We start from the raw sequence: 25,012 nt of genomic DNA on the forward strand, positions 1-25,012 counted from the left end.
TACAAAAAGTGGGCCAACAAACGAGGAGACAAAAACAATGTTGAAGCCAGGTCTGATGATGAAGCAGGAAATGCTGCTTTCTTCAATTTTGGTACATGCCGAGCGGTTTTATGGCGGGCAAGAGGTGGTGGGCCGCCGGGTAGAAGGCGATTTGCACCGAATTACATTCAAGGCCATGGCCGCGCGCGCCAGGCAACTGGCCAATGCACTGCACGCCTTGAATATTCAGCAGGGTGAAAACATTGGTACCATTGCCTGGAACAGTCATCGTCACCTTGAAATTTACTATGCAGTGGCGGGCATGGGTGCTGTTACTCATACTTTGAACCCCCGATACACCCCTCAGCAGTTGATTTACATTATCAACCACGCGCAAGACACCACCATTTTTTTCGACCTGACTTTTGCGCCGCTGATCAAAGCCATTGCACCGCATTGCCCCAGTGTTAAAAACTGGATTTTGCTGATTGATGAAGACAAAATGCCAGCCGAGCCGCCCGTGGCCGATTTGTTGAATTACGAGGTTTTGCTGAAGGCCCAAACTGATGCGTATGTGTGGCCCGAGTTTGATGAAAACTCGGCCTGCACCCTGTGCTACACCTCGGGTACCACCGGCAATCCCAAGGGCATTTTGTATTCCCACCGTTCAACCATGCTGCACGCCATGATGTCCAATTGTGCCGATGCGATTGCATTGAGCAGAAAAGACATCATCCTTCCAGTTGTACCCATGTTCCATGTGAATGCCTGGGGCTTGCCCTATGCCGCATTGATGACAGGTTGCAAACTGGTCATGCCCGGCCCTCAGCTGGATGGCCCATCAATTTACGAGCTGCTTGAAAAAGAGCAGGTGACGGTTGCTGCCGGTGTGCCCACCATTTGGCTGGGTTTGATTAATCACATGAAACAAAATGGACTTGCGTTCAGCACTTTGAAGCGCTCGCTGGTGGGTGGTTCGGCTGTGCCCGTCAGTTTGATTCAAGCCTTTGACGAAATGGGCGTGGAGTTGATGCAGGGTTGGGGCAGCACGGAAATGTCGCCCTTGGGTACTGTGTCCAAACTGAGCGGTGATGAGCGCAATTTGCCCAAACAAGAACAATATGAAATTGTTGCCAAGCAGGGCCGCACCATTTTTGGCGTTGACATGAAACTGTTGGCGGAAGACGGAACCGAATTGCCTTGGGATTTTGAGCAAAGCGGCGAATTGCATGTGCGTGGCCATTGGGTATTGCATGAATATTATGGTGGTGATGGTGCCAAAGCCTTCAGCCAAGACGAAACCGGCAAACGCTGGTTCGCGACCGGCGACGTGGCGCGAATGGCACCAGACGGTTTGATGCAAATTACCGACCGCACAAAAGATGTGATCAAGTCGGGCGGGGAGTGGATCAGTTCAATTGATCTTGAAAATATTGCCATGTCGCACCCTGCAGTGTTGCAGTCTGCTGTCATTGCCATTCCCCATGAAAAGTGGAATGAACGGCCCTTGCTGATTATTGTGAAGCGCCCTGGTGCGGACATTAGCAAACAGGAGTTACTGAATTTCTACGAAGGACGAATTACAAAAATGCACATTCCCGATGACGTGGAGTTTGTGGACGCCATGCCAATAGGCGCCACAGGCAAAGTGCAAAAGTCTGAACTTCGGGAACAGTTCAAGGGCTTGAAGTTTTCCTAGGTGTAGTGAAATCCAGGGCGGCTCAACGAGACGCCTTGGCTCCCCACAACTCTTCAAGGCGTTTGTCCCGACCACAGCCATTGCGGTAATAACCATAACGGATCGGGTTTTTGGTGTAGTAGTCTTGGTGATATTCCTCGGCGGGATAAAATTTGATCACCGGCGCTACTTCGGTGTAAATGGTCTTGAACTTCCCACTGGCTTGAAGCTTGGATTTGCTGGCCTCTGCAATTTTTTTCTGTTCGTCGTTTGAGTAGTAAAACCCGCTGCGGTATTGCGTGCCACCATCGCAAAACTGGCGATTTTTTACGGTGGGATCAATGGTTTTCCAGAAATACTCCACCAATTGGCTGTAGCTGACTTTGGTGTCGTCATAGGTCACTTCAACCACCTCGGTGTGGTCCGTACGGCCTGCGCTGACCACCTTGTAATCCGGGTCTTTGTATTGCCCACCGGCATAGCCTGAAATCGTTTTTAAAACACCAGGTACTTTGTCGAAATCGGCCTCGGTACACCAAAAGCAGCCACCACCGAACACAGCGGTTTTTGTTTCAGCCTGTGCGCCGGTCACAGCAAACAAGCCCATTGCCAGGGCCAGTGTGGTTTTCAGTTTCAGTTGTTTCATTGTTTTACGCCTTTCGCACTGCGGGTAATGTTTGACCTTCGGGCACAAAAGCCAGGGCCAGGCCATTGTTGCAATAGCGTTTGCCGGTTGGGGCAGGGCCGTCGTCAAACACATGGCCCTGGTGGCCGCCGCAATTGCTGCAGTGGTATTCCGTGCGGGGCAAGATCAACTTGTAGTCTGTTTTGGTATTCAGTGCGCCTTTGTTGGCATCAAAAAAACTGGGCCAACCGGTACCACTGTCGTATTTGTATTGGGAAGGAAACAGCGGCTGGTTACACGCTGCACACACATAAGTGCCTTTGCGTTTTTCTTCATTCAAGGGGCTGGAAAAAGGGCGCTCGGTGGCCTCTTTGAACAACACGTTGTATTGGTCTTTCTTGATGATCTTTAGCCATTCGGCTTCAGTTTTGTTCAATTTGTTCATGCTGGCAATTGTGCTTGAAGGTTTTGCGATCATCAGTCCTGCGCCAAGTGCGGCAAGTCCTGCTAACAGGGTACGGCGTTGCATGGTTGTGTTTCCTTTTCAATGACTCAATCAATATTTAGTTAGCTGCATTGGCCCAAGGCCTTTGGTGCATTCAACGCCTGAAGCACGGTATTGGATTCATTGTTCTCGAGAATGACACCAATGCCCACGTTGCTTTGGTTCCAGTCAGCCGGCACTGTGTGGCTGAATACCTGCACCTTCGTAGCGAGCGACACTTTTTTCGGTTCACTCAAGTGTCGCACCACGCGGTCATGCTTCAACAATTCTCCGCGATTTTCGCCTGATTTCACTTGCTGGCTTAAGTTGTCTTCATACAACGCCAAAAACACGCGTCCTGCTGAGTACCGTTCGTCAAGCCATTCGGTTTTTACTTTGATTTCGACCTGATTGGCCGCCTTTCGTTCAAGTGAAACTTGCAGGCCCACGGGTGCTTTGTCTTGTTGCATGGCTGCCAATCTTTGTGGAATCAGCCCCGCCTGTCCCCAACGGCGAACTTCACGATTCGAAAACACATATTGAGGTGTGTAAATTTGGCTCACATTGCCTGCCCGTTTGTGGGCGTATTGCCGCTCGGTGAACTGCTTTTTGGAATAGGGGTCTTGCCAGCCAATGTAATTCCAGTAATCCACGTGAAATGACAAAGCCAGAATGTGCTTTGAACGCTCCGGGCTGCTCAACTGGCTGCTGAGCCAACGGTCGGCAGGTGGGCAGCTGCTGCAGCCTTCTGAGGTGTAAAGCTCAGCCACGATCATCCGTTCAGCAGCGCTGGTCCAAATGCAGCTGCCTTGCTGGGCAAGGGCGGATGTGCCGGCCAAACCAAGAAACATCAATGTGCCTGTGCCAACCATGAAGTTCAAGCCGCTTGTCATACAACCCCCTGGCTGCTGCGTTCTAGTCAGGAGAGTATTCGCCAGGCTTCACGGAAAGGTTACATGGCAGTGCTTAGCAAATTCTAGGATTGTTAACAACTGTGGCAAGTCCTGTGGCTACTCCGACTAAGTGACTCATGGGTAATTTATTTACCCTGATAGAGTTAACCTGCCTCGAAACACCAAGTATCGGGGTGAGTTCCATAAAAAAAGGAGATTGGGATGAAATTCAAAGCCTTGCTAATGTCAGCCTTGCTGACAAGTTCTTTTGCTGTGCATGCACAGGACAAACCCGTGGTGCAGTTTATCGCCACTGGCGGCACCATTGCCATGAAAATTGACCCCGTAAAAAATGCGCCCGTGCCTGCCATTTCCGGTGAAGACCTGTTGGCCACTGTGCCTGATGTGGGCAAGTACGCCAACATTCAGGTCAAGAGCTTGTCCAATGTGCCTTCCGATTACATGGATCCGCCGCGCTGGGTTCAGTTGACCAAGGAAGTGAACGCAGCACTGGCTCGGCCGGAAGTGGCCGGGGTGATCGTTTCTCACGGAACCGACACACTGGAAGAAACTGCCTTCTGGCTTGACTTGACGGTGCGTGCTGAAAAGCCGGTGGTGTTGATTGGCGCCCAGCGCAATGCCTCATCCTCGGATTTTGACGGTCCACGCAACCTATTGAATGCAGTGCGCATTGCTGTGGACGCACAATCCAGAAACAAGGGCGTGATGCTGGCCATGAACAACCAGATCAACGCCGCCCGTTATGTCACCAAAACCCACACGCAGAACGTTGAAACCTTTCAAAGCGGTGCGTTTGGCTTGATTGGTGAGGTTTATCCAGACCGCGTAATTTACGCGAGCACACCACTGCGTCGCCAAACATTCCAGTTGGTGGAGGGCCCCATGCCTGACGTGGAAATTGTGGCCATGTACGGTGGTGCCAATGGCGCGGCATTGCGCAATGCGGTGGATCGTGGCGTGAAGGGTATTGTGGTTCAGGCATTGGGTATGGGCAATATGAATGTGCCCATGTTTGAAGCCGTGCAATATGCCTTGTCGAAAAATGTACCCGTGGTCATTTCAACACGTGTGCATCAAGGTCGGGTTATGGCCAACTATGGGTTCGTAGGCGGCGGCAAAACCACGTTTGATGCCGGTGCAATCATGGCGGATGATTTGTCACCCCAGAAAGCCCGCATTTTGCTGATGTTGGCTTTGCAATCGGGCATCAACAAAAAGGTAGATCTGCAGCCTTTGTTTGACCGATAAGTTTGATCGATAAGTTTGACCAATAAGTTCACACAATGTGCGCCACTGGAAATGTCATCTGAAACTGGGTGATTTCCAGTGCCATCAACACCTCATTGAGATCCAGATCCGGAAAGGCATTGCCCAGATTTTGCATCACATGCACCTTTGCAAATCGGGCCTTGCCTTTCGCGCTGGGACTGTACATAAACTCTTTGCCTTCCCAGCGTTGACCCAAGGTTTTCATGAAGCCGGGAACCAGGCCAGTGTGAATCGGAAAGGCGAAGCCTTTGCCCCGATAGGCCAGTTCAAATTGCGGAATGTCATCTTGATGAAGGCTGATTTCTTGTAGATTTTCGGGCCCCTGTGCAACATCAAAATTGCACAGGTTTTTTGGAATACCCCAATTGATCCGGCCATTCTTTACACTGCTGGCGCTGCTCACCACAATATTGCTGATGGTCAGCAACCTTTTGTTGCCAAGTTTTTCGCTGAATTGCGCGGTGCCTGGTACATAGAGCAGTTCTTTGTATGGGCCTGCGTTGGAGTGGGTGTAGTCCACATACATCAGTACACTGACGGAGCTTTTCAAGCTGTCGCGAATATCCAGCGGAATTCGTTTGTCAGCCATCAATTTTTCTGCCTTGCTGCGCATGAGCACAATCAGGCCTTTGCCAGTCAATGTCCAGGGTGCAGGTACATCTTCAACGTTGTTCAATTGGGTATTCAACGGGTCAGCCCATTTTAAAAATGTTCATCTTGTGCCCATCGGGCGTGCGGAAATAGGCAGCGTAAAAACCAGGCATGCGCTCGCCGGGTTCGCCTTCGCAAGTGCAACCCAGTGTTTTTGCATGGGCATAAAACTCGTCGACCTGTGTACGGCTTTGAGCGGTCAGTGCCGCCATGGTGCCATTGCCTGCGTTGGCAGGCTGACCATTGGCCGGCTTTAAAAGGCCAATGAAAGGGCTGGCCATGCTGGTGCCCCAGAAAATACCGTGTGGCAGTTCCAGAATGCGTTTGGCGCCCAGCGGTGCAAACAGTTTGTCAAAGTATTCACCGCTTTTGGGCAGGTCATTGGTGCCCAAGGTAATGTATCCAATCATCGTACTTCTCCGTGGATTTTTAAAGTTCAGGTTTTTGCAGGCAAGAATTGCCCGTAACCCATTTCTTTTCCGAGCTCGGGCACAACACCCTCGTTCTCGATTGCTATCTTGCCATTAATCAGCACATGTTTTACCACGCCAGGGTTGCGGTTCACCAAACGTTGCAAGCCGAAGTTTTCCATGTCGCCCCAACTGACCTGTTCCAGGTTCTGTTTGAGTGCATCCGGGTTCAACACCACCAAATCGGCGCGGTCGCCTACCCGAATTTTTCCCGCCTCAATACCAAGCCAGTCGGCCTGTTCACCGGTTAGCCGCCACACGGCATGTTCCATGCTCATAATGGGCTTACCCTCTTCAATGGTCTCTTTCACCAGTTTCAGGAAACGCAAGGGCAGGTTGTAAAACGCCATGTTACGAATATGTGCACCGGCATCGCTGAAGGTGATCAGGGTGTTTTTGTCCTGCACCAGTTCGCGGATTACCTCGCGCTTGTGGTTGCCCACCGTGGTGTACCAGCGCAGCTGGCGGCCAAACTGCACCACCAAATCCAGAAACAGATCCACCACATGCACCTTGCGGGCGCGAGCTACTTCGTCAAAGTTTTTGCCCACCAGGTTTGCGTCGGGGCATTCCAGAATAATGGCGTCACCGAAATCGCGTTGCCAAACACGGGGGCTGAGTTTTTGCCCGTAAAACTTGCGGAACTGACGGCGGTAGTCTTCGTTTTGCAACAGGCTGTTGCGCTCTACTTGCGTGCGCAAATCCAGGGCCATTTCACCGGCACCAAATTCCTCGAAAAACACCACATCAATGCCATCGGCATACACGGTGAATGGCGTGGGCAACAATTGCCAACGGAATGCACCGCCCAGCCAGTTCACCACGCGGCTTGAAATTTGCGCCATGGGGCGCACGGTTTTGTTGCCTTTCAGATCAATGAGCGCAATCAGGGTGGTTTTAAGCGGCTTGCGTATCCAGCCCAGGGTTTCAATCAGGTATTCAAAAATTTGCAGCGGGTTGGCTGCATTGGGCGCGCCTTGGTGCACACGGCGGTACTTGCGCAAAAATTTGTTCAGGCGTCGAAGCTCGCCCCAGCGCGCATAGGTGCTGGGCAGGCTTTTGGACCAGGCGCGATCACCGTCAATTTTGTCCCATTTCAGGCACATGGTGGACAGGCCCAGAAAACCCGCGTCCAGCGCTTCGGTCAGCGTGGCTTCCATCTGCTGCATCTGGGCTTCAGTGGGTTTTATTTTTCGATCTGTTGAGTCCAGCAAACCCATGGTGCCCACGCGCAAATCGCTGTGGCCCAGAAATGAAATCAGGTTGGGTCCCAAGGGTTGTTTTTGTACAAACTCGACCCACTGACGCGGCGTACTCCAGGTTTTTTTCTCCTGAAGAATGGGCAGTACCTTTTCTCGGGGTACTGTTTCTACGCGTGTGAATATATCGGATGCATCTTCGGCTTCGCTGCAGATCATGCTGAGCGAACAACTGCCCACCAACACCGTGGTCACACCGTGTCGAACAGATTCAGACAGGCTGGGGGCCACAATCATTTCGGCGTCGTAATGGGTGTGAGTGTCCAGAAAACCGGGGGTGATCCAGTGGTCCGTCGCATCAATTACTCTGGGGTTGCCTTCAAACTGTAGTGGGGCTTCGCTGACCGCAGCAATTCGGCCGTCTTTAATACCGATGTGGCGCAGGGCGGAAGGGCCGCCAGTGCCATCAAAATAGCGCCCACCTGCAATGACGACATCGAATGTCGAAGCTGTCATGATTTGTCTCCATTTCTCATTTTTTTCAAATGTAACAAGAAATCTTGTCGAATTGGAGAAAACTTTCACCGACGATCGTAGATCACCTCTTTATTGCCCACCGGCAGACTAATGAAATCGCCATCTTCCCCGATGCGGAAGGGACCTTTGAAAATATCGGGGGCCTTGCCCAGAAATATTTCCCGCAACGGGGGCAGAGGCAAAGGCGGCACAATGTGGCTCAATACCACATGGCCCACCTGCGCCTGCTGCGCCAGCACGGCCACATCCAGCGGGGTGGCGTGGTAGTTGGGAATGTCCGAGAAAATTTTGGCCAGTTTGCTGCGATTGTTCTTGATGGCGGTTTCCTGCAATTTAGCCACCAGTTCCGGGCTCAGGGCCTCGTGCACCAACAGGTCGGCATTGCGGGCAGCGTCTTTCACTTGCTCGTCGCTGGCAGTGTCGCCACTCAGCACCACGGTTCGGCCTTTGTAATTGATTCTGTAACCCACTGCTGGGTTGATGGGTTGGTGATTCACTGCAAAGGCCTCGATGAGCAAGTCGGGCTGTTGCAATACTGTGGTGTAGCTTCCTTTTTGTACCGTGAATTCATGCACGTTTGCACCCGCCAGTTCTGGTGGCATGGTGGCCTCACCATGGTGGGCTGTGCGGTAGCCGGTGTCTGCCGTGTAAGCAGTTTTGAAGCCGTCTAGCACCGCGGAAATGCCAGTGGGCCCATGCACGGTCAATCGTTGGCCTTCGGTGTGCTGCGCCCAACGTGTCATGAGAACTTCGCCCAGGCCGTCGATGTGGTCTGAGTGAAAATGGGTAACAAATACACCCTTGAGTTGGCCTGTTGAAAAACCCATGGTGGAAATTTGCTTGGCCGCTGCGCTGCCTGCATCAAACAGGAACATGTCCTTGCCAGCAATTACCAGGGTGCAAGGCGCTGCGCGGTCAGGGTCGGGAAAGGGGGAGCCTGTGCCGCAAAGCCCAACGTGCAAGCCATCGCTTAGCGCGATCAAGGGGTCTTGCATGCGTTTGTTGGCCACTTTTTCTACGATGGCCAACGTAATTTCACTGCGCTGAATGTACGCCACAGCTGCACCTGCGGCGATTAAGGCAACAACGCCAATCAACAGTTTTTTGACCATGATTCTTCCTTGTTATTGCTTGCTGCTTTCAACCCAGATGGGCGAGCTCCAGGCGCGTTCCTGTTGCGTAATGAAGCGGAAGTCTCCGCGGAAATTGCCCGGCTCACCTTCGATTCGGCAACATCCTTCAAACCCTGCAAATCCACTTTGGGTCGGAAACAATCCGTTGCCAGGTTGCAGTGCTTCACACTGAACTCCCTTGGCAGTACATATTTTGGTGGTCCAGCGGCAAGAGTTGTTTTCAAGTGCTCGGGCGTAGTAACTGGCACCTGTATTCTTGTTGTATTGGGTGTCATGAAACACTGCGCACATTTGCTCTGGACCTTGTTGTTGAATACTGCAGTCGGCGTTGGGCTGCGGTGCATTGGTATTTTCTGCAAGTTTAAGAACCTGTTGCTTGGGCTCCCCCTTGGAATCTGCCCAGGTTTTAATGAGTTCAAGGCGCTGCAAAGGGATGCCTGCCTCTTCGCCGCCTGGGTCCTGAATGGCGTAGGCCACAATGTAGGGTCCACCACCTTTCACATTCAGTGTGCTGCCCATGGGTACACCGTCCACCAAACCTTCTTCAATCGGGCTTGCACCTGCGGCCAACTGTTCGCAAATATTGTTGGGGAAGGGTTTGCTCGATGCCAGTGTACGGATGCGCATGCGCGAACCCGAGGTCGCGAACGTTTCGCGCCGCTTCAATGCGGCAAAAATTTCCTTGCGGGTGTTTTCTCTCGCCCACACGCCAGCCAAACCACCTGGTGTGAAGTTGGAGGCGACTGGATTGAATACACGTTCTTCGCAGTTGTCGGGATCTGCGGCGGACTCGGTGCTGAATGGCAATTTGAATCCGGTGATTGAATCTGTTGGAAGTGGTCGTTGTTTGCATTCCCAGTTACCCAATGCTTCGTGGGGTTCATCATCCAGCACACCACCGTGCCCAGAGTTTTTTGAGAATTTTGTTTTGTCGGTGTTGCCGGCAATGCCGTTGTGCGTGTCACTTGAACCAATGAAGCCGTATTGGTAGGGGTTCACGCCCAGTTTGCGTTGAATGGCGCTGCCTTCAGGCAACACATTGCGCGCGTAATCCAGTGGGGCTGTGCAGTCGGCAGGGGTTGATCCACCAATATCGCTACCTGTGCATTGGTCAGCGGCGTGAATGCTTTTTCCAGTGCCTTGCAGGCGGTTCACTTGGCAAAACAGCGGGTCGTTGGGTTTGCCTTTGCATACCTTGGCACATTCTGCGGGGTCGTCAACACCACCTTTGCATAGCGTTTTCCATTCTTCGAATCCACAGCCTGATTCCTCACCGCCGGTCAGGCCTTTGTTAAAGCCAGTGATACATTCGCTGGCACCTTTGTGTTGAACAATCTCGAACAGGCGGTCAAAGGTGTTGCGCAAAGTGGCGTCGGCTGCAGTCAGTGTTGCGTTGTTTCGCGCAAGCGGCAAACCGGTGTCGGACTGGCGGGCACGCGCAAAGCGGCCATCGCTTTGATTTGTACTGTGTGGAATGGTGACCACATTGCAGCCTTCAACATCCAGGCATTCAGTTTTAAGTCGATCGAACAAACCCCATTCGTCATTCGTGTTGTCGGTGGTTGGAAGAGGGGGAATCGAGCTGATGACGTTGGCGGGCACTTGAGTGCCTTCGAAAATCACATTGCGGTGAAGTACTTGACCGCCTTTGTTGGATGAGAACTCATAGCCGTTGAACGTGGTGAATTTGCAAGGCTGGTTTTCGGCATTGGCCACAGCCTGAATTTCCTCCCACGTTCGTGTGCTGGGTACCCGGCTACCCGCACTTGTAATCAGTTGAAGGTAAAGCGGCACGTTGCCTGTGATGAATACCGACACATTGTCCCGAATCAACTGCCCCAATGCGCTACAGGCCGGGTTGGTTCCGGCGGGTACATTGCCTTGAAGCTCACAAATATTGGAGAAGGTTCCCAGTTGTTCGGCGTGCTCGGTGACCGCCGCAAAATCGAGTGGTCGACCAATGTTGATTTGACGCATGGGTGTATCCGGATCCTCACCCGATGGCAGAAATGCATTCTCGCCTTTGGCGAATTGATAGGCCTCGCGCGGGCCGTTGATTGAATTAAAAAAGTAGGCGTCAAACGAGAGCTTGGTGTGAATATGCAGATCACCAAAAAAAGCCTGTTTGCGAATGCTGCTGCCCAGGCATTCCACATCGTCGGGCCGCTCGGCTGGAGTAACCGTTGTAGGAGTACCAGATTGTGCAACGGTGTTGCTGTTGTCGCCCATGCATGCAGACAAGGTGAGGATCAGCCATGCTGACAAGACGGGATACAGCCGCGCACGGCCCTGTTGATTAAACATAACTGTAAATCCTCTCGACGGTCCAATACAGCGCGGCGCCACCCATGCACAGGGTGAGTGTGTGTTGTGCAAGGCGGGACCAGGTGGGCAGGTGGGTTTTCTCAAGAAATGCAAAAGTGGTGGCAAGCAAAGTGACAATCCACAACTGGCCAATTTCGATCCCCAAATTGAACAGCAAAAGCGTGCTCAACAAAGCATCTTCTGGAAAGCCTCGCTGCTCCATGGACAGCGCAAAACCCGAGCCATGCAGTAAACCAAAGGCCCCAATCAACACGAGATGAGCCCAGCTGGATTTGCCTGGCACCTCTTTGCGAATCAACTCCCATGCAAGCCAAAGCACGCTCAATGCAATCCACGCTTCAATGGCGCGCGTGGGTACTGCAATCAAGCCGAGCACCAGCAGGGCCAAGGTCAGGCTGTGCCCCACTGTGAACAAAGTGAATTGTCCAATCAATTGGCGCAGTCGCTGTCTGCGTTTTTTCCAGAGCAGGTACAAGCCAGCGACAAATAACACATGATCCCAACCAAATACGATGTGTTCAATGCCAATGCCGAGATATTCCAGTGGTGCAGCGGTGGGGGTTTGTGAACCCAGTGACGCTTCAGTTTGTTTGGGTGTCAGCACCGATTGAACGCGATTACCGTTCAGTGGCGTGGCCAATACAATTAAATCGGGTGCCAAGCGGGTGAATCCATTGGCCTGTAGCCGGTGATTTTTTAAAGCGCTGTTGCAGTGAAACTGTCCACGCTGAATAACCTCGGCATTGTCTTCCCATTCTGTGTTGATATTGCGCAGCTCACAGCGTGGTTCAAACTTGAAATCGATCGGGGGTACTTTGCCATCAGCACTCACGGTGCGTTTGAATACCAGTTGACCATATCCTTGTGATTCCTCGTGCAGTACCAGTGCAGATGTCCCCATTTCGTGGGCCTGCGCCGGTACACCAAAGCCCAGCCACAAGGCGAACAATCCAGCGAGAAGTGCGAACGGCCTCACTCCGATTCCTTGATGGTGTACGTTGAACGCAAGGCAGCCAGGCCAGCAGCGTTCACTGTTTCGCGTTGTGCTGCCATCAGGTCGGATCGCAACTGATTGCCTGCCTGCTCAACAGTCATGGTGTGGCCCTCATGCCGCTCTAGCACCTTGAACAAATGCACCCCAAGGCTGGATTGAACCGGCGCTGACCATTGCTCAAGTGGCAGCTCCAGCAAAATTTTGCCGACAGGTGAGCCCATGTCTTTGATGATCTGGTCTTTGCTCACCGGGCTTCGATCGGCTTGCAAAGGAAAGGGGTCTGATTGCACTGCTTTGCCTTGACCCAATTCCTGGCGAGCGATTGCAGCCTGATATACGGCTTCGTCTCCGCGTTTGCCCCGGCTAAAAAAGTGATGCTCAAACCGCACGGTTTGTTCGGTTTGATAGCGTTGTGGATTTTGCTGAAGCCAAACCTCAAGCTGCTCTTGCGTGGGTGGAGCCACTGGGGTCATGTCCTCGAGCAAAAAGCGCATTTTTTGCACCACACGCCGCTTCACGATTAAATCGTCTTTGTCCAGTCCAAGTTTCAAACCCTCTCGATAAAGTATTTCCTCATCGATGTAGGTTTGCATGGCATGGTCAAAGGTCGATGTACCCTTTGTTTGGGCACCTGCCTGCAAGGTTTGCTCTCGAACAAATGCCCGCTGTGCGCCGGTAATCACCAGTTCGTTACTGGCGGTAGGTTCGTCGCTTTGCCATTCCAGTAAGCCGATCAGCGCAGCCACAAACAGAAATCCAAACACGGAGAAGGAGGTGCTCATGTCTGGTTTACTTCATGTAGCGCCACACACCCGAGGGCATGTTGGCCAGCAATGGCTTGAGCAATTTCCAGGGGTAAGCTGGAACAACACCGGTGCTGCGACGCTTCTCAATGTGTTGCGCCATTTCCTTTGCTGCTTGCTCTGCGGACACCACGAAAGGAAATTTGTCCATGTTGTCAACAATGTCTGTTTTTACAAAACCAGGCAAAATTTTTGTCACGTCAATTTTGTATTTTTTCAGCTCAATGGCGGCAGAATCCAGATACATCGAGAACGCCGCCTTGGTGGCGCAATAAGCCGCCTGTTTTGGAATGGGCGTGAGCGAAGCCAGTGAGGAAATTCCGACCAGCTGACCGCCTCCGGCCTGTTTAAACCACTCCACTGCAGCATTGACGGTGGCAATGGCACCCAGCAAATTGGTTTGTATCAATCCCAATTCTTCATTGAGTTGACCTTTGCCGATACTCGTTAACTTGTTCACTCCCGCATTCACGATCACCACGTCAACCTGGTTAAGGTGGCTGAACAAGGTATGCAGCACTGGACCCACCGTGTCGGTTTGATTCACATCCAGTTCAATTACTTCAACCTGCAGATTCTGGCAACCAGGCAGCAACACAATTTCTGCGCGCAGCGCTTCAAGTTTGTCGAGCCTGCGTGCAGCCAAGCCAAGGTTGTAGCCGCGCTGGGCGAATTCCAAAGCAAGGGCTTTTCCAATGCCCGACGACGCTCCGGTGATGACGACTGTTTTGCTCAAGCTACTTTCTCCATGCGTTGTTTCGACAGCGAAGTGACTGCCACGGTCAGTGCCCTGCGTTCCACGCGGGGCAAATCCAAATTGAGTATGTGTTCGGCCTGGTGTTGCCTGAGCCAGTCGCGAACGGCATGCTTGTCGCTGTCTGCCATTTGCTGGTAACAATTCAGGGCACGTTGCAACATCCAGATCATGTAGGGCAGTGCACCACGCTTGAAAGGTTTGCCGCCCATGGTTGAGCACACTTCACCGATTCGTCTGGGCAAACGCTGATTCAACCCGTGTTTTGCCGCGTGTTCAGTGGCCAGGTCGCCTACGCTGGCCACCATTGGAATGAATTCATCAAAAATTGACCTAAATACCGGATTCAGCGTTGCTGGAATTTCATCATTGGGCAGTAGATCAAACTGGGCATGCAAGGCCGGATCTTTCATCCGCTCCAGCCAGGCGTGCAAATTTTTCCGAGGTTCAATCAGTTCGCGTTTGGGCCAAGGGTCACGGCCCAAATGGCCGTACATGGTGCCCACCAAACCGAAGTCGCCCAGGGTGGGGCGTGCGCCGAGTAAAAAGGGAAATTGCTTGAAATGCATGTCCAGTGTGTCGAGCATTTGGACAGTCCATTCATTCATGGTGTCGTATTGCTCGGGCACAATGCCAACAAAAGGCAGCATGCCTTTCAGCATTTTCGCAGGTCGTTGGGCGGCTTTGTTCTGAAGAAAGCGGGGCATCCAGGGCAGCAGTGCTTTCCCGGCGTCGTGCTCAAACACGGCATAGTTCTCGGGGTTGTTCCAGCGTGTGTGCATGGCGATCGGTACCCACCACTCATCCCCCCAGGCCTCCAGCAGCATGGAGGCAAATTCCTGCACGGGCGTGTTTGGAATCACTGGGTTGTCGTGATGCAGCGACTCAATGTAATCAATGATCTCGCTGGTGTCCTGAATCCAGTCACCGGATGCCGTTTTTAGTACGGGCATGACTGCCGCGCCGGTTTTTTGTTTGATGGTGCGCGTCAATGTAAACAGGTTGACTGCTTTCAACGTGTGGTCCACCTGCTTGTAACGCAGATAACACAAAGCCTTGCCTGTGAAATAGGACAGGTGCCAGCCATAGAGCGTGTAGTTTTGTCTCATGTCGACCCATTTGGTAGGGGTTTTGATACTTGATTAGAACATTAATATTTACAGTGTGTCAATTTCTTTAAAGCTGTGGCACACTGAGCAAAGTTTCACCCTATTGATACCGCTCAATGACCTCAAGCCAAACCCAAGAAAAGCGCCCTTATCTGGGCAAAAACGATCGAAAAAAAGCCTTGTTGCACAGCGCGGCTGAATTGGTCGAAGACGCTGGGTGGGGTGTGCTGAACATGAGCGCGCTGGCCGATCGCGCTGGTGTTAGTCGCCAGTTGGTTTATCAACATTTTCCGAATCTGGAAAGCTTGTTGGGGGCCACTGCCTGGGCAGTGTTCACCGACACCATGCAAGGTACGGCGCAGGCCATTGCCAATCATCCAAATGACTTGAAACAGGCCATTCGCGCTGCTGAACTTGTGTCTCTGGATATGCCTGTCGGAAAAGGCGATGCCTTGTGGCAGTTAATCGCCGGGTCGGGGTTAAATTCGCCTGAACTGGAAACAATTCGATTGGGTATTCGCGACGTCATTTTGAAGTTGTGGGTGCCTGCGATTCGCAAGTCGAAGGGACTTGATGAAGCGGCAGCAACCAGCCTGGTCTGGATGGTCATTCTCTCGTTTTGGGGAATTCGGCAATTAATACGCGACAAGCTGGTGACCCGCGAGCAAGGCATTGCGCAGTTCGATCTGCTGCTCGATCACCTCATGTAAAGTGCGTTCACTTCAGCAATTGCTCAACACTTCGTCGTAGTACTTTTTTAGCCTGGTTCACACTGAGTTGCTGATCGCGTCGAAGCCGCAACCAGGTTTCTATACTGAGAGTCAGGTCGATGGCTTCGAACAGTATTTTGTCTTTCACCAAGTCGGCCGGCAGGAAAGCCTTTAGCAGGAAGCGTTGCAGCTCAACATTGTCAGCCTGGCGTTTACGCAAGTAAGGTGACTCATGCAAATGCACCAAGCTTGCAGCTTGCAGTGGCGCCAGCTTCTCAAACATGTCTGCTCGCCGGTCAATGGCGTGCATCAGTTTTTCACTGGTGGTTTCGCCCTGCACAGGAGTGGCCAGTACCGGGGCCAGGATCGCTTCTACTGCACAGGTCATTTCCCGGTACAGGGTTTCCATGTCTTTAAAATGCCTGAATACTGTTCGAAGACCCACGCCTGCGCGGGCTGACACCATTTCGGCTGTGGGGGCAGGCTGTCCTTCACGAATCAGTTCAATCAGTGCCTGAACAATCTGTTTTTTGTTTTCTTGCCCGCGAGTCGTTCTTCCGTCTACTTTCACCATGTTCTGCTTGTCATTGTTGTGGGTGTTGTGATGGGTAATCCCTTGATTCTGCTTTCTATCGGGAATGTTACAGCTTTGAGCAACGCTTCGCCCAGTTCTGGGCAATACGCGTGTATCTCGTTTTGGGTCTGCGGGGGAAGTTGTTGATAACGTGTTCGAAGCCGCTGGAACCGCCATGCCCGATATGGCTGTGCTGGCAGATTGAACAGCGTGCCTTGGCTGTCGAATTTGAATGTCGTATGGCCCAGTTCAATGGCTGCTTCATTGGCTTGCATATAGGGCAAAAACTCCTGGCCGACGATTCTGAAAAGTGGGCGCAAGTTTTCAGAAATTACCTCCGGCATGGGGCAGTTGATGTAGTCCTCAATGCGGGTGTTCCACAAGCGGGCCACCCACTCATGCACTGCTGGTGCGCGTGTACGCATAATTGCAGCTGGTGTTGGGTCACAGAAAAAGTGCCGGAACATGCCGCCATAAAAACCATAGTCAGCCAGCGTGGGGCGGTTTCCAAGTACAAAAGCCTGTTTGCTCAAAATGTGCTCGAGCGCATCCAGCGTTTCCAGATAATGGGCTTCAACCCTTTTTGCAGTGCTTGGTCGCACACCGTCACGCCAAAGAAAATGAAATCGCTGGCGGTTTAATATCGCCCAGCGTCGCATGAACAGGGGCAGGGGCACATCCCGCATCATGCCCTCGGCTAGGCGGGTACTCATCAGCCTTGCGTCTTTCGCATTGGCCCAGCGATAGTAAAGGGCAGGGCGCCACAGCCATTCGTCGCCGAAATCTTCCAGCAGTTGAGCAACAAATCGCACTGCAGCCTTCTGCGGCATGATCGTCGTTTCTGGCTTGAGTTCTTCAAGAAATTCAATGATCAATGTGCTGTCGCTAAGCCATTGCCCATTGAGCCACTCCACCTGCGGCATTTGAGCCACGCCCGTTGCCTTGCCGCAGTGTTTAAAATCGGCGGTGTCCATTTCGATCAGCTCGTAAGGAATTTGCTTGCCGCGCAAGTAGGCCTCAAGCTTGCCTGTGAAATAGGAAAGGTCCAGACCATGAACCTTCAACACATTTGGCATTGCCATGCGCAGAACTCCTTGAGATTAAAATTTCTTTTGTATATAGTGACACAAATAGTGTCACTAGTTAAGAGCTCTTGAAACAGACACCAACAATTCAAACGTGGGGACAGACATGGCGCAGCAAGACGATGATCAACAGGGTGGTTCAAACGACGACAGCCTGTCGCCCAAGCGTTTAAAACGGCGCGCATTTTTGTCGGGGCTTGCGGTGGGTGCCGCCACCGTGGGTGTTGCCGCCACTGGTGCGCATGTGGCCAACAACAAGGCGCGTGCATTAATGACACCCAAAGCCTTGCCCGAGGGTGAGGCTGCGCAGGTTGCCCTTTCGTTTCAGGATTCCCGCCCAGCCAGCACCAGCAAACCGAAAGCCAAAGCGGGCGCGCCCAATGTGGTGGTCATACTTCTGGACGACTGCGGCTTTTCCGATTTGGGTTGTTACGGCAGCGAAATTAAAACACCGGCCATAGACACCCTGGCTAAAACAGGTTTGCAGTACACCAACTTTCGCACCTGTTCCATGTGTTCGCCCACGCGCGCATCGTTCCTGACGGGTTTGAATCACCATTCAGCCGGCATGGGCTGGCTTGCCGACATTGACGCAGGCTACCCCGGCTACCGGGGCGATTTAACCCATGAAGCAGCCACCCTGGCTGAGGTGTTGCAGGGTGCGGGTTGGTCTACTTTCCTCAGTGGCAAGTGGCACGTCAACAATGCGCACACCACGGGCGCCAATGGTCCCTATGACAATTGGCCGACTCAGCGCGGTTTTGATCGTGCTTACTGGTTTCAGGGGCACTCCACGGATTACTTCAAGCCCTCGGAATTGTTCGATGGCATTGCACCGGTAGAGCCACCCGATTCCCCCGATTATTTCGTGTGCGACGACCTTACCGATCGGGCAATCACCTACATTCGCACCCAGCAAGCATTGGAGCCCGGTCGCCCGTTCTACCTGCACCTTGCTTTTCCTGGGCCGCATTCACCTTTGCAGGCGCGTGCCCATGAGCGTGATGCCTACAAAGGCCAATACGACAAAGGGTGGGACGCCATACGTGCCGAACGGCTGGAACGGCAAAAAGCGCTTGGCGTGATGCCCGACACAGTGGAATTGCCGCCCCTTTCGTTTGGTTCCGACAGTTGGGACAAATTGCCGCAGGCCCACAAGCAGATCACCGCGCGTTACATGGAAGTGTATGCAGGCTTGATGAGCAATATGGATGCAAACATAGCCCGCCTGTTGCAAAGCCTGGATGAACTGGGTGTGCGCGAAAACACCATTGTGGTTTTGTTCTCGGACAACGGCGGCTCCCCAGAAGGTACGCCCACGGGTACACCCAACGTATTCGCGCCTGCCTTTGGTCGTCCAATTCCTGTCGAAGAAGCCGCGCAATTGTACGATGTGCTGGGCGAAGAGGGCACTTTTCCGCATTACCCCATGGGCTGGGCCAGTGCATCGAACACACCATTCAAAATGTACAAACAATATGCCCACCTGGGCGGTGTGGCCGATCCGCTGATCGTAAGCTGGCCCAAAGGAATTGCTGCGCAAGGCGAATTGCGTAACAACTTCGTGCATGTGGTGGATCTGTTTCCCACCTTGCTGGAAGCCACAGGCGTTGAACGCCCGACGGTGTACAAAGGTCAGCCACAAAAACCCATCGAGGGGCAAAGTGTATTGCCCACATTCGGCAAAGCCGATAGCCCAACCCGCACGGAACAGTATTTCGAGTTGGGCGGCCACCGTGCCTACATGGAGAATAACTGGCGAGCCGTGGCGCGCCACACGCGCGGCAAGTCTTTCGACGACGATGTGTGGGAACTCTACGATTTAAGCAAAGACCCGGCCGAGGGCGTTGACCTGGCCAGCCAGTTCCCCGAGGTGGTTGAACGCCTGAAAAGCAAATGGTTAAAAGCTGCGCAACAGCACAATGTGTTGCCACTGGATGATCGCAACCTGGTGCTGCGCCTGGTGCAAGACAGGCAAGAAAAAGGCCTGCGTGCACGCTGGGATTTTTACCCACCCGTGGAGCGTTTGGCACGCGACGTCGCACCGATTGTATGTGGTTTGTCCCACACCATTGAACTGGATTGTGAACGCACCACGGACGCTGGCGATGGCGTGTTGCTGGCGCAAGGTGCCAAGTATGCTGGCTGGGTGTTGTACATCCAGAATGGAAAGCTGTTTTATGAGCAAAGCCTGGTGCCGTATGTTGAGCGAATTGAATCGAATGCCGTATTGCCCGAAGGGAAACTGAAAATCAAATACCAGCAACGTATGACAGCCCGACCCTTTGATGGTGAGGGCGCCTTGTTTGTCAATGGTCAACAGGTGGCCAAGCACACGTTCAAGCGCGTGCTGTTTTCCACCAGTTACGATGGCTTTACTGTGGGTTCCGATCTGGGCAACCAGGTGTCGACCCGGTACAGCGGCCCCAATCCTTTTCAGGGCAAGTTGGGCAAAGTGACAATTGATGTCGATACCAGTAAAGTCAACCCAGTTGAAATGCTGCGCTTTTTAAGCCAAATGGGACTGAATGTTTAGCAATCATGTTGTGCTCTCGGGTGGCGATTTTTGCATGGGATCGAATCGCCACTATCCCGAGGAACGCCCCGAGCGCACCGCAAGTGTGGCTGAGTTTGCAATCGATGTTTTTCCCGTGTGCAATTCAGATTTCGCAGCGTTTATTGACGCGACTCGTTACATCACCCAAGCCGAGCGTCAGGGGCACTCACATGTGTTTCAAATGACTCAAGGTCCTGTGCCTTTGAACAATCCCGACCTGTGGTGGAAAGCGGAGCAGGGCGCATGCTGGCACAATCCGCGCCCTGGCCAGGAATTGCCCGCTGACTTTGATCAGCACCCCGTGGTACACATTGCCCTTGAAGACGCCAAAGCTTATGCGGCCTGGGCAGGCGGAAGGCTGCCCACGGAAGCAGAATGGGAGTTTGCGGCACGCGGTGGCTTGGGCAACACTGAATTTGCCTGGGGTGATGAATTTGCACCCGCCGGCAAACGCATGGCGCAGGTGTGGCAGGGGGCTTTCCCATGGTATTTCGCCCCGGGCGGCACACCTGCCACTGTGGCAGTGGGTCAATTCCCGGCCAATGGGTATGGTTTGCACGACATGATTGGTAATGTGTGGGAATGGACACAAACCGCTTTTACAGCTCCTTCCGCTTGCTTTTCATGTAGCCCGCAACAAGATGCACACACCTTGTTCACCCTGAAAGGTGGCTCGCACCTGTGCGCTGCTGAGTATTGCCTGCGCTACCGGCCCGCCGCACGCATTGGTGTGGCAGGTGCCAGCAGCACCTCGCACATTGGTTTCCGCTGCGTTTCCGGCCGCTGACCCGATGCTGGATTGAATTTTTTCCCGGATTCACAGTCCATTCACTTCAACAACAAGAAATGGAGCCGTGAATGAATTCCAAGAGTTTGATTGACCAACTGTTGAAAGCTGGCACTGACATGATCCAAGGCGGCAGTGGTGGTGCGTCCAGACCCTCCGCTGGCAGCAATACGCAGATGAGAGACATGCTGGTTGGCGCAGGTGGTGGCGCTGCCGCCACGGCAGCATTGGGCATGCTCTTGGGCAACAAACGCCACAAAAAAATGGCGGGCAAAGTAGTTACTTACGGTGGTTTGGCGGCTTTGGGCGTGTTGGCTTACAAAGCGTATGGCAACTGGCAACAGCAGCAGGGCAATATTGCAGCCACACGCGAGCCGCAAACCGTTGATCGTTTGCCAGAACCGCAAGTTGAACAGCACAGCCAGGCTATATTGCGGGCGTTGATTGGCGCTGCAAAAGCCGACGGTCACATTGATGCGAAAGAGCGCCAGCTCATAGACGGTGAAATTGCAAAAATTACCAATGATCCCCAACTTCAACGCTGGTTTGATCAGGAAATGAACAAGCCCTTGGATCCGCTGGAAATAGCGAGCTATGCAACAACGCCTGAGTTGGCTGCTGAAATGTTTCTGGCCAGTGTATTGGTGGTGGATGAAGAAAGCTTTATGGAACGCAGTTACCTGCAAGAACTGGCCAAGCAATTGCGGCTAGATCCTGCGCTGGAAGTGGAGTTGCGCGCGCAGGTAGAGCAGGCGAAAAAAACGGCCGCTTAAAGCGGCCGTTCAAGTTACTGCTTTAAGGGTGTTTTTATCAACACTTAAAATCGTTGCGTCAGGCCCAGTGAAAAGAATTCAGCATCCAGGTCGGCAATGCCTTTGAATTCGCCGCCAGACACTTCACGTGGTCTGACCTGGTCGTTGTTGCCCACTTGTCCAGCGTCTACGTCAATAATGCCGAAGGCCAGGGAAATGGTGGTGTCTCTGCTAGGTGTAAAGCTTGCACCTAGGCCGTAGAAGCGACGATCGTTGTCAGGCAAAATCGGAATCCGAAGATCGTCTCCAACCACGCCGTTTTCCATACCATAACCCGCATGCACTGTCAGGCGTTTGTAAAGCTTGTAATTAAGACCAATGCGGTATGCATGTGCCACCTGAAAGTCTTGTGGCACGTCTTCAATCAAACGCCCATTGCTGACCCGTTCATAACGCAGGAACGTCTCGGTGTAGTCCTGGTAGGTGTAGGTGGCCATCAGGTCAAGCTTTGGGCTGTAGTGGTGGAACAGCGAAATGCGAAATTCATCCGGAAAAATTACGCTTTGGCGCGCCTGTTGTTGTGGCTCCAGATCACCTGCAGCCTGTGGGCCGTTTACACCAAGCAATGGGCCACCAAGACCAATCAGTCCTCCTCGGAGGAAATCACGGAAGGCTGCGGTGTCCGCATTTTCATTGATGGTCAACTCGCCCTGATTGCCGTTAAACCGGGTTTTGGGGCGATAAGATGCACCAATTCTCGTGCGCTCGGTCGGCTCCCACAACAGGCCAGCCTGCGCGTTCATTGCCCATCCGAATATTCGCAGTTTGGCATCTGTTTCTCCAGGAACGGGGGGCGCTTGTCCGAGGGCAGCCGCGGTATCAAGGGCTGCTAGTGTGCCAGGAGGACCAAGCTTGCTCACTGCATCGCGGAAGTTCACACGCAGTTTGATTGACTGGAAATAACGTTCATAAGATCCGTTGGCACCAATCGACAATGTGGGCGTCAACTTGTAGCCAAAACCCAGGTTGAGTCGAGTCACTTTCAGATCACTTTCCCGACCCGAACCACGGCCGGGATAATCTTCGCGGTAGCGAGTCAGCAAGCCGTGTGAGCCTGATGCGCTAAAACCCACCACCAGTTTCGGTGTCACGGGCACAGCAACAAACAAGCCAGGAATGAACAAGGCAGAGTCGTAGCCGTCTTTGCGAGAAAAGAACTCGCCAGCGGAACCCTCCCGCCCATCGTCGGTGGGGGGGCCATCATTGTTTTGACGAGAAGTGTAGTCGTTGTCAAAAGTGGCAATACTGGCCACGTTCAACACTTCAATTCGTTTAAATCGGGTTAATGCAGCCGGATTGAAGAAAATGACCGATGCATCCGAAGCCTCGGCCGCCTGACCGGCACCCGCGGTCGCAATACCCATCGTGCTTTGATTGTCGTTGGCTGTGCCGCCTGCAAAGGCTTGCTGGCTAAGCGAAAACGCCGTGATTGAAAATGCCACGGCACAGGCTCTCCGAAGGGAGCTTTGCTGCAAAAACACCATTGGTCTGTCTCCTGGCTCCGACGTGCCGGGTCGCTGTGCGCCCGACTTCGAGTGTCGTGAGTTTTTTGCTGGTTATTCTTAAAATTTTTACTATGTAGTTTCGTTGAATAATACTTGAGTAAAGACCCTATGTTTACAACGATTAACATTGATACAGGAGGCAATGTAACTCAAATTCAATCAATCGTTCAAATTTTTTTTTATTTAAACCAGCGACAGTCGTTCTTTCCACAACTTCATAGAGGCATCCATATTAGTCTGCATGGGGTGGAAGCCGGGTTTGTAGAAACAAAGCAGGTCAGGAATCATCTTGCGGAACAGGCCTTTGCGCCCCAAGTACAGATCAGCGCATTTCAACCATGATTTTGCGTTATACAGTTCTCCGTCTTGTTTCATGCAGCTTAGCGTGGCGGCCAATACCACCGGCCCGATTGCGATTGACACGATTGTCATGGCTACGGCACGTTGGAGATAAGTGCCCCCCACCGCTTTGTGCGTATCGAAGGCAACAGCACGGTGCTCACTTTCTTCCATGGCATGCCAGTAGATGAGGTTCTTGATGGTTGGATCGACAATCATCGTGTGAAATTCTTCACTTTTCATGATGTGCTCGGCAATCACAGCAGTGTAATGTTCAACCGCCGCAGTACCCGCCAGTCGGGCTTTTACCGACAGTAATCTGTTTAAGCGTTTGCGCGCCCAGCGTGTGCGGGCGTCCCAGCCGTTTACATTGATTCCTTGGTGTTTCAGTTCGGCATTGGCCTGCAAATGTTCTTTGCCGTGCATCGCTTCTTGACCGATGAATGCGCTTATTTCTCTAAGCAGTGCCTCGTCTTTTACCCACTTTTTAGCGTCTCGAACCGCGTCCACGAAGAATTGCTCGCCTTCAGGAAAATAAGCTTGAAAGGCGGTCCAAACGTGGCTACTGGCTGGGTCGTTGTTCACAAAATGCCGATTGATGTTGGAGAAATCAAAATCCATTCGACGAACAGGAAAGCTCGAACCTTTCTGGTGAATAGAAACAGGTGTACGCATGACAGCCTCCACTGGGTCTTGTTCGTCATTACCATCAATGACGTTGACAGTTGTGGATGTAATATTACAGATATGGAATTAAAAGTAAAGCGGTGTAATGAAGTGTTTTTTTAGATCACTTCTTCGTCTTTCAAAATGCGCAGTTGCAACTCACGCCACACCCGGGTGCCGGTTTCATCAAAGCGCAGCACACTTTCAAAGAATTGTTGCCGTGCAGCAGCGTTCACCCATTCAGCCGGAAGCAGGGGGTCGCGGCGCACCTCATAAATAGCCTGGCTGCCCACCAGATAGGCGTCTCGGGCAGCCTTTTCAAGTTTCATGCGTGAATAGCCCTGCATCCAGTCATTCAGTTTTCTGGTGTGGCTTAAATACAGTTTTTCAAGTTTTCGGGTATCCCAAAGTTTTTGAATCGATTTGAGTTGCGTGGGGTTGGCCGGAGTTAGTTCAAAAGCAAGAACCTGTTTTTCAACGCCTTGCGCCAGCAGCTTTTCCTGAACGCCCACCAAGCCCAGGTTTAAATTGGCAGGGCGCAAGAACAAGCCTTGTTCATATTCCCGAAAGCCAAGCAGTGCCAGGGCTTTTTCTCGAATCTGCAATTGTTTCCGATTGCTGCGGCCAAGGTGTGCTGTAAACACTGCATAGAAATTGCCATGCCATGCGCAGGTGGCGGTTAGCCTGCTGCTCCAGCCTTGAATGTCTTGCCCTGTAAATGCGGCTTGTTTGCCCAGGGTGTAAATACCCCGGCCAGCAGATTTCAATTGGCCTTCGGCAACCAGGCGAGCCATGGCCACACGCGCGCTGTTCTCAGAAACACCGAACAGGCTGCAAGCCAGCACAATGTGCGCTGCTTTCACTTGACGGCCCTTGCCAGCCAACATCAAGCCAAGAATCAATTGTTTTGGGGAAGCGTTTGTTTTCACGGAATTTTTTATTAAATTGGAGGTAATAGTCTAACTTGTTGCAGGGTGGGGTGGTTGGCTGGGGCTGTCGCCTGCTGCAAATTCGCTATATTGAAGAAAATAACAAAAACAGCGTAAATGGAAT

23 protein-coding genes are annotated in these 25,012 nt (G+C 52.5%); 6 read left to right on the plus strand and 17 right to left on the minus strand.

Features of this window, described 5'->3' with window-relative positions; all coding sequences use genetic code 11:
* Nucleotides 1–37 precede the first annotated feature (37 nt).
* A complete protein-coding gene (locus ACVL1J_RS04480) occupies nucleotides 38–1,678 on the plus strand; it encodes a 3-(methylthio)propionyl-CoA ligase (RefSeq protein WP_341237184.1) in 1,641 nt (546 codons plus the stop codon).
* Between the two features lie 22 nt (nucleotides 1,679–1,700).
* Here the strand turns inward: ACVL1J_RS04480 and msrA are convergent, their stop codons facing one another.
* The 3 genes from msrA to ACVL1J_RS04495 are packed head-to-tail and all read right to left on the minus strand — an operon-like array spanning nucleotide 1,701 to nucleotide 3,659.
* The gene (gene msrA, locus ACVL1J_RS04485; RefSeq protein WP_341237183.1) at nucleotides 1,701–2,303 is read right to left on the minus strand and encodes a peptide-methionine (S)-S-oxide reductase MsrA; all 603 of its coding nucleotides are present in this window, start codon (nucleotides 2,301–2,303) and stop codon (nucleotides 1,701–1,703) included.
* Nucleotides 2,304–2,307: 4 nt separating this feature from the next.
* Entirely contained in the window at nucleotides 2,308–2,811 is a 504-nt protein-coding gene (gene msrB / locus ACVL1J_RS04490) for a peptide-methionine (R)-S-oxide reductase MsrB (protein WP_159569938.1), read from the minus strand.
* A gap of 38 nt (nucleotides 2,812–2,849) precedes the next feature.
* Nucleotides 2,850–3,659, minus strand: a complete 810-nt coding sequence (locus ACVL1J_RS04495) for a DUF1223 domain-containing protein (RefSeq protein WP_341237182.1) — start codon at nucleotides 3,657–3,659, stop codon at nucleotides 2,850–2,852.
* A gap of 222 nt (nucleotides 3,660–3,881) precedes the next feature.
* Here ACVL1J_RS04495 and ACVL1J_RS04500 point away from each other — a divergent pair, with 222 nt between their 5' ends.
* Nucleotides 3,882–4,928 (plus strand): asparaginase, encoded by a 1,047-nt coding sequence (locus tag ACVL1J_RS04500; RefSeq protein ID WP_159569942.1) that lies wholly within the window; start codon nucleotides 3,882–3,884, stop codon nucleotides 4,926–4,928.
* A 28-nt stretch (nucleotides 4,929–4,956) separates the two neighbouring features.
* Here ACVL1J_RS04500 and ACVL1J_RS04505 read toward each other — a convergent pair whose 3' ends face one another.
* The 9 genes from ACVL1J_RS04505 to ACVL1J_RS04545 all read right to left on the minus strand — a co-directional run bounded on the left by ACVL1J_RS04505 (nucleotide 4,957) and on the right by ACVL1J_RS04545 (nucleotide 14,924).
* Nucleotides 4,957–5,625 carry a hypothetical protein gene (locus tag ACVL1J_RS04505; protein WP_341237181.1) on the minus strand — a complete coding sequence of 223 codons (669 nt, stop codon included), beginning with the start codon at nucleotides 5,623–5,625 and terminating at the stop codon, nucleotides 4,957–4,959.
* 16 nt (nucleotides 5,626–5,641) lie between these two features.
* Nucleotides 5,642–6,010 (minus strand): VOC family protein, encoded by a 369-nt coding sequence (locus ACVL1J_RS04510; protein WP_159569946.1) that lies wholly within the window; start codon nucleotides 6,008–6,010, stop codon nucleotides 5,642–5,644.
* A gap of 26 nt (nucleotides 6,011–6,036) precedes the next feature.
* Nucleotides 6,037–7,785, minus strand: a complete 1,749-nt coding sequence (locus tag ACVL1J_RS04515; protein WP_341237180.1) for an N-acyl-D-amino-acid deacylase family protein — start codon at nucleotides 7,783–7,785, stop codon at nucleotides 6,037–6,039.
* Between the two features lie 65 nt (nucleotides 7,786–7,850).
* Nucleotides 7,851–8,918, minus strand: a complete 1,068-nt coding sequence (locus ACVL1J_RS04520; RefSeq protein ID WP_341237179.1) for an MBL fold metallo-hydrolase — start codon at nucleotides 8,916–8,918, stop codon at nucleotides 7,851–7,853.
* Nucleotides 8,919–8,930: 12 nt separating this feature from the next.
* Nucleotides 8,931–11,243 carry a DUF3604 domain-containing protein gene (locus ACVL1J_RS04525; RefSeq protein WP_341237178.1) on the minus strand — a complete coding sequence of 771 codons (2,313 nt, stop codon included), beginning with the start codon at nucleotides 11,241–11,243 and terminating at the stop codon, nucleotides 8,931–8,933.
* A complete protein-coding gene (locus tag ACVL1J_RS04530) occupies nucleotides 11,236–12,240 on the minus strand; it encodes a HupE/UreJ family protein (RefSeq protein WP_341237177.1) in 1,005 nt (334 codons plus the stop codon). Before ACVL1J_RS04530 ends, ACVL1J_RS04525 begins: the two co-directional genes overlap by 8 nt.
* The gene (locus tag ACVL1J_RS04535) at nucleotides 12,237–13,040 is read right to left on the minus strand and encodes a peptidyl-prolyl cis-trans isomerase (protein WP_341237176.1); all 804 of its coding nucleotides are present in this window, start codon (nucleotides 13,038–13,040) and stop codon (nucleotides 12,237–12,239) included. Before ACVL1J_RS04535 ends, ACVL1J_RS04530 begins: the two co-directional genes overlap by 4 nt.
* Before the next feature lie 7 nt (nucleotides 13,041–13,047).
* Nucleotides 13,048–13,797: an SDR family NAD(P)-dependent oxidoreductase gene (locus ACVL1J_RS04540; RefSeq protein WP_159569958.1), complete on the minus strand. Its 750-nt coding sequence runs from the start codon at nucleotides 13,795–13,797 to the stop codon at nucleotides 13,048–13,050.
* Nucleotides 13,794–14,924, minus strand: a complete 1,131-nt coding sequence (locus ACVL1J_RS04545) for a glutathione S-transferase family protein (protein WP_341237175.1) — start codon at nucleotides 14,922–14,924, stop codon at nucleotides 13,794–13,796. Before ACVL1J_RS04545 ends, ACVL1J_RS04540 begins: the two co-directional genes overlap by 4 nt.
* Nucleotides 14,925–15,040: 116 nt before the next feature.
* On the opposite strand from ACVL1J_RS04545, the gene ACVL1J_RS04550 reads away from it, so the two are divergent.
* A complete protein-coding gene (locus tag ACVL1J_RS04550) occupies nucleotides 15,041–15,634 on the plus strand; it encodes a TetR/AcrR family transcriptional regulator (RefSeq protein WP_159569962.1) in 594 nt (197 codons plus the stop codon).
* A 7-nt stretch (nucleotides 15,635–15,641) separates the two neighbouring features.
* Here the strand turns inward: ACVL1J_RS04550 and ACVL1J_RS04555 are convergent, their stop codons facing one another.
* Together ACVL1J_RS04555 and ACVL1J_RS04560 are read right to left on the minus strand one after the other, a co-directional pair.
* Nucleotides 15,642–16,208 carry a TetR/AcrR family transcriptional regulator gene (locus ACVL1J_RS04555; protein WP_341237174.1) on the minus strand — a complete coding sequence of 189 codons (567 nt, stop codon included), beginning with the start codon at nucleotides 16,206–16,208 and terminating at the stop codon, nucleotides 15,642–15,644.
* On the minus strand, nucleotides 16,202–17,290 hold the full coding sequence (locus ACVL1J_RS04560; RefSeq protein ID WP_341237173.1) for a glutathione S-transferase family protein: 1,089 nt from the start codon (nucleotides 17,288–17,290) through the stop codon (nucleotides 16,202–16,204). Before ACVL1J_RS04560 ends, ACVL1J_RS04555 begins: the two co-directional genes overlap by 7 nt.
* Nucleotides 17,291–17,399: 109 nt before the next feature.
* On the opposite strand from ACVL1J_RS04560, the gene ACVL1J_RS04565 reads away from it, so the two are divergent.
* From ACVL1J_RS04565 to ACVL1J_RS04575, 3 genes are all read left to right on the plus strand, one after another.
* Nucleotides 17,400–19,829: an arylsulfatase gene (locus ACVL1J_RS04565; RefSeq protein ID WP_341237172.1), complete on the plus strand. Its 2,430-nt coding sequence runs from the start codon at nucleotides 17,400–17,402 to the stop codon at nucleotides 19,827–19,829.
* Nucleotides 19,822–20,637, plus strand: a complete 816-nt coding sequence (locus ACVL1J_RS04570) for a formylglycine-generating enzyme family protein (RefSeq protein ID WP_341237171.1) — start codon at nucleotides 19,822–19,824, stop codon at nucleotides 20,635–20,637. Before ACVL1J_RS04565 ends, ACVL1J_RS04570 begins: the two co-directional genes overlap by 8 nt.
* Before the next feature lie 71 nt (nucleotides 20,638–20,708).
* Nucleotides 20,709–21,410, plus strand: coding sequence for a tellurite resistance TerB family protein (locus ACVL1J_RS04575; protein ID WP_159569972.1), 702 nt, complete (start codon nucleotides 20,709–20,711; stop codon nucleotides 21,408–21,410).
* A 44-nt stretch (nucleotides 21,411–21,454) separates the two neighbouring features.
* On the opposite strand, the gene ACVL1J_RS04580 is transcribed toward ACVL1J_RS04575, so the two are convergent.
* From ACVL1J_RS04580 to ACVL1J_RS04590, 3 genes are all read right to left on the minus strand, one after another.
* Nucleotides 21,455–22,891, minus strand: coding sequence for an OmpP1/FadL family transporter (locus ACVL1J_RS04580; RefSeq protein WP_341237170.1), 1,437 nt, complete (start codon nucleotides 22,889–22,891; stop codon nucleotides 21,455–21,457).
* 246 nt (nucleotides 22,892–23,137) lie between these two features.
* The gene (locus ACVL1J_RS04585; protein ID WP_159569976.1) at nucleotides 23,138–23,968 is read right to left on the minus strand and encodes a metal-dependent hydrolase; all 831 of its coding nucleotides are present in this window, start codon (nucleotides 23,966–23,968) and stop codon (nucleotides 23,138–23,140) included.
* Nucleotides 23,969–24,078: 110 nt separating this feature from the next.
* Entirely contained in the window at nucleotides 24,079–24,888 is an 810-nt protein-coding gene (locus tag ACVL1J_RS04590; RefSeq protein WP_341237169.1) for a hypothetical protein, read from the minus strand.
* Between the last annotated feature and the right edge of the window lie 124 nt (nucleotides 24,889–25,012).

The organism is Limnobacter sp. G6BE5S (genome assembly GCF_058448965.1).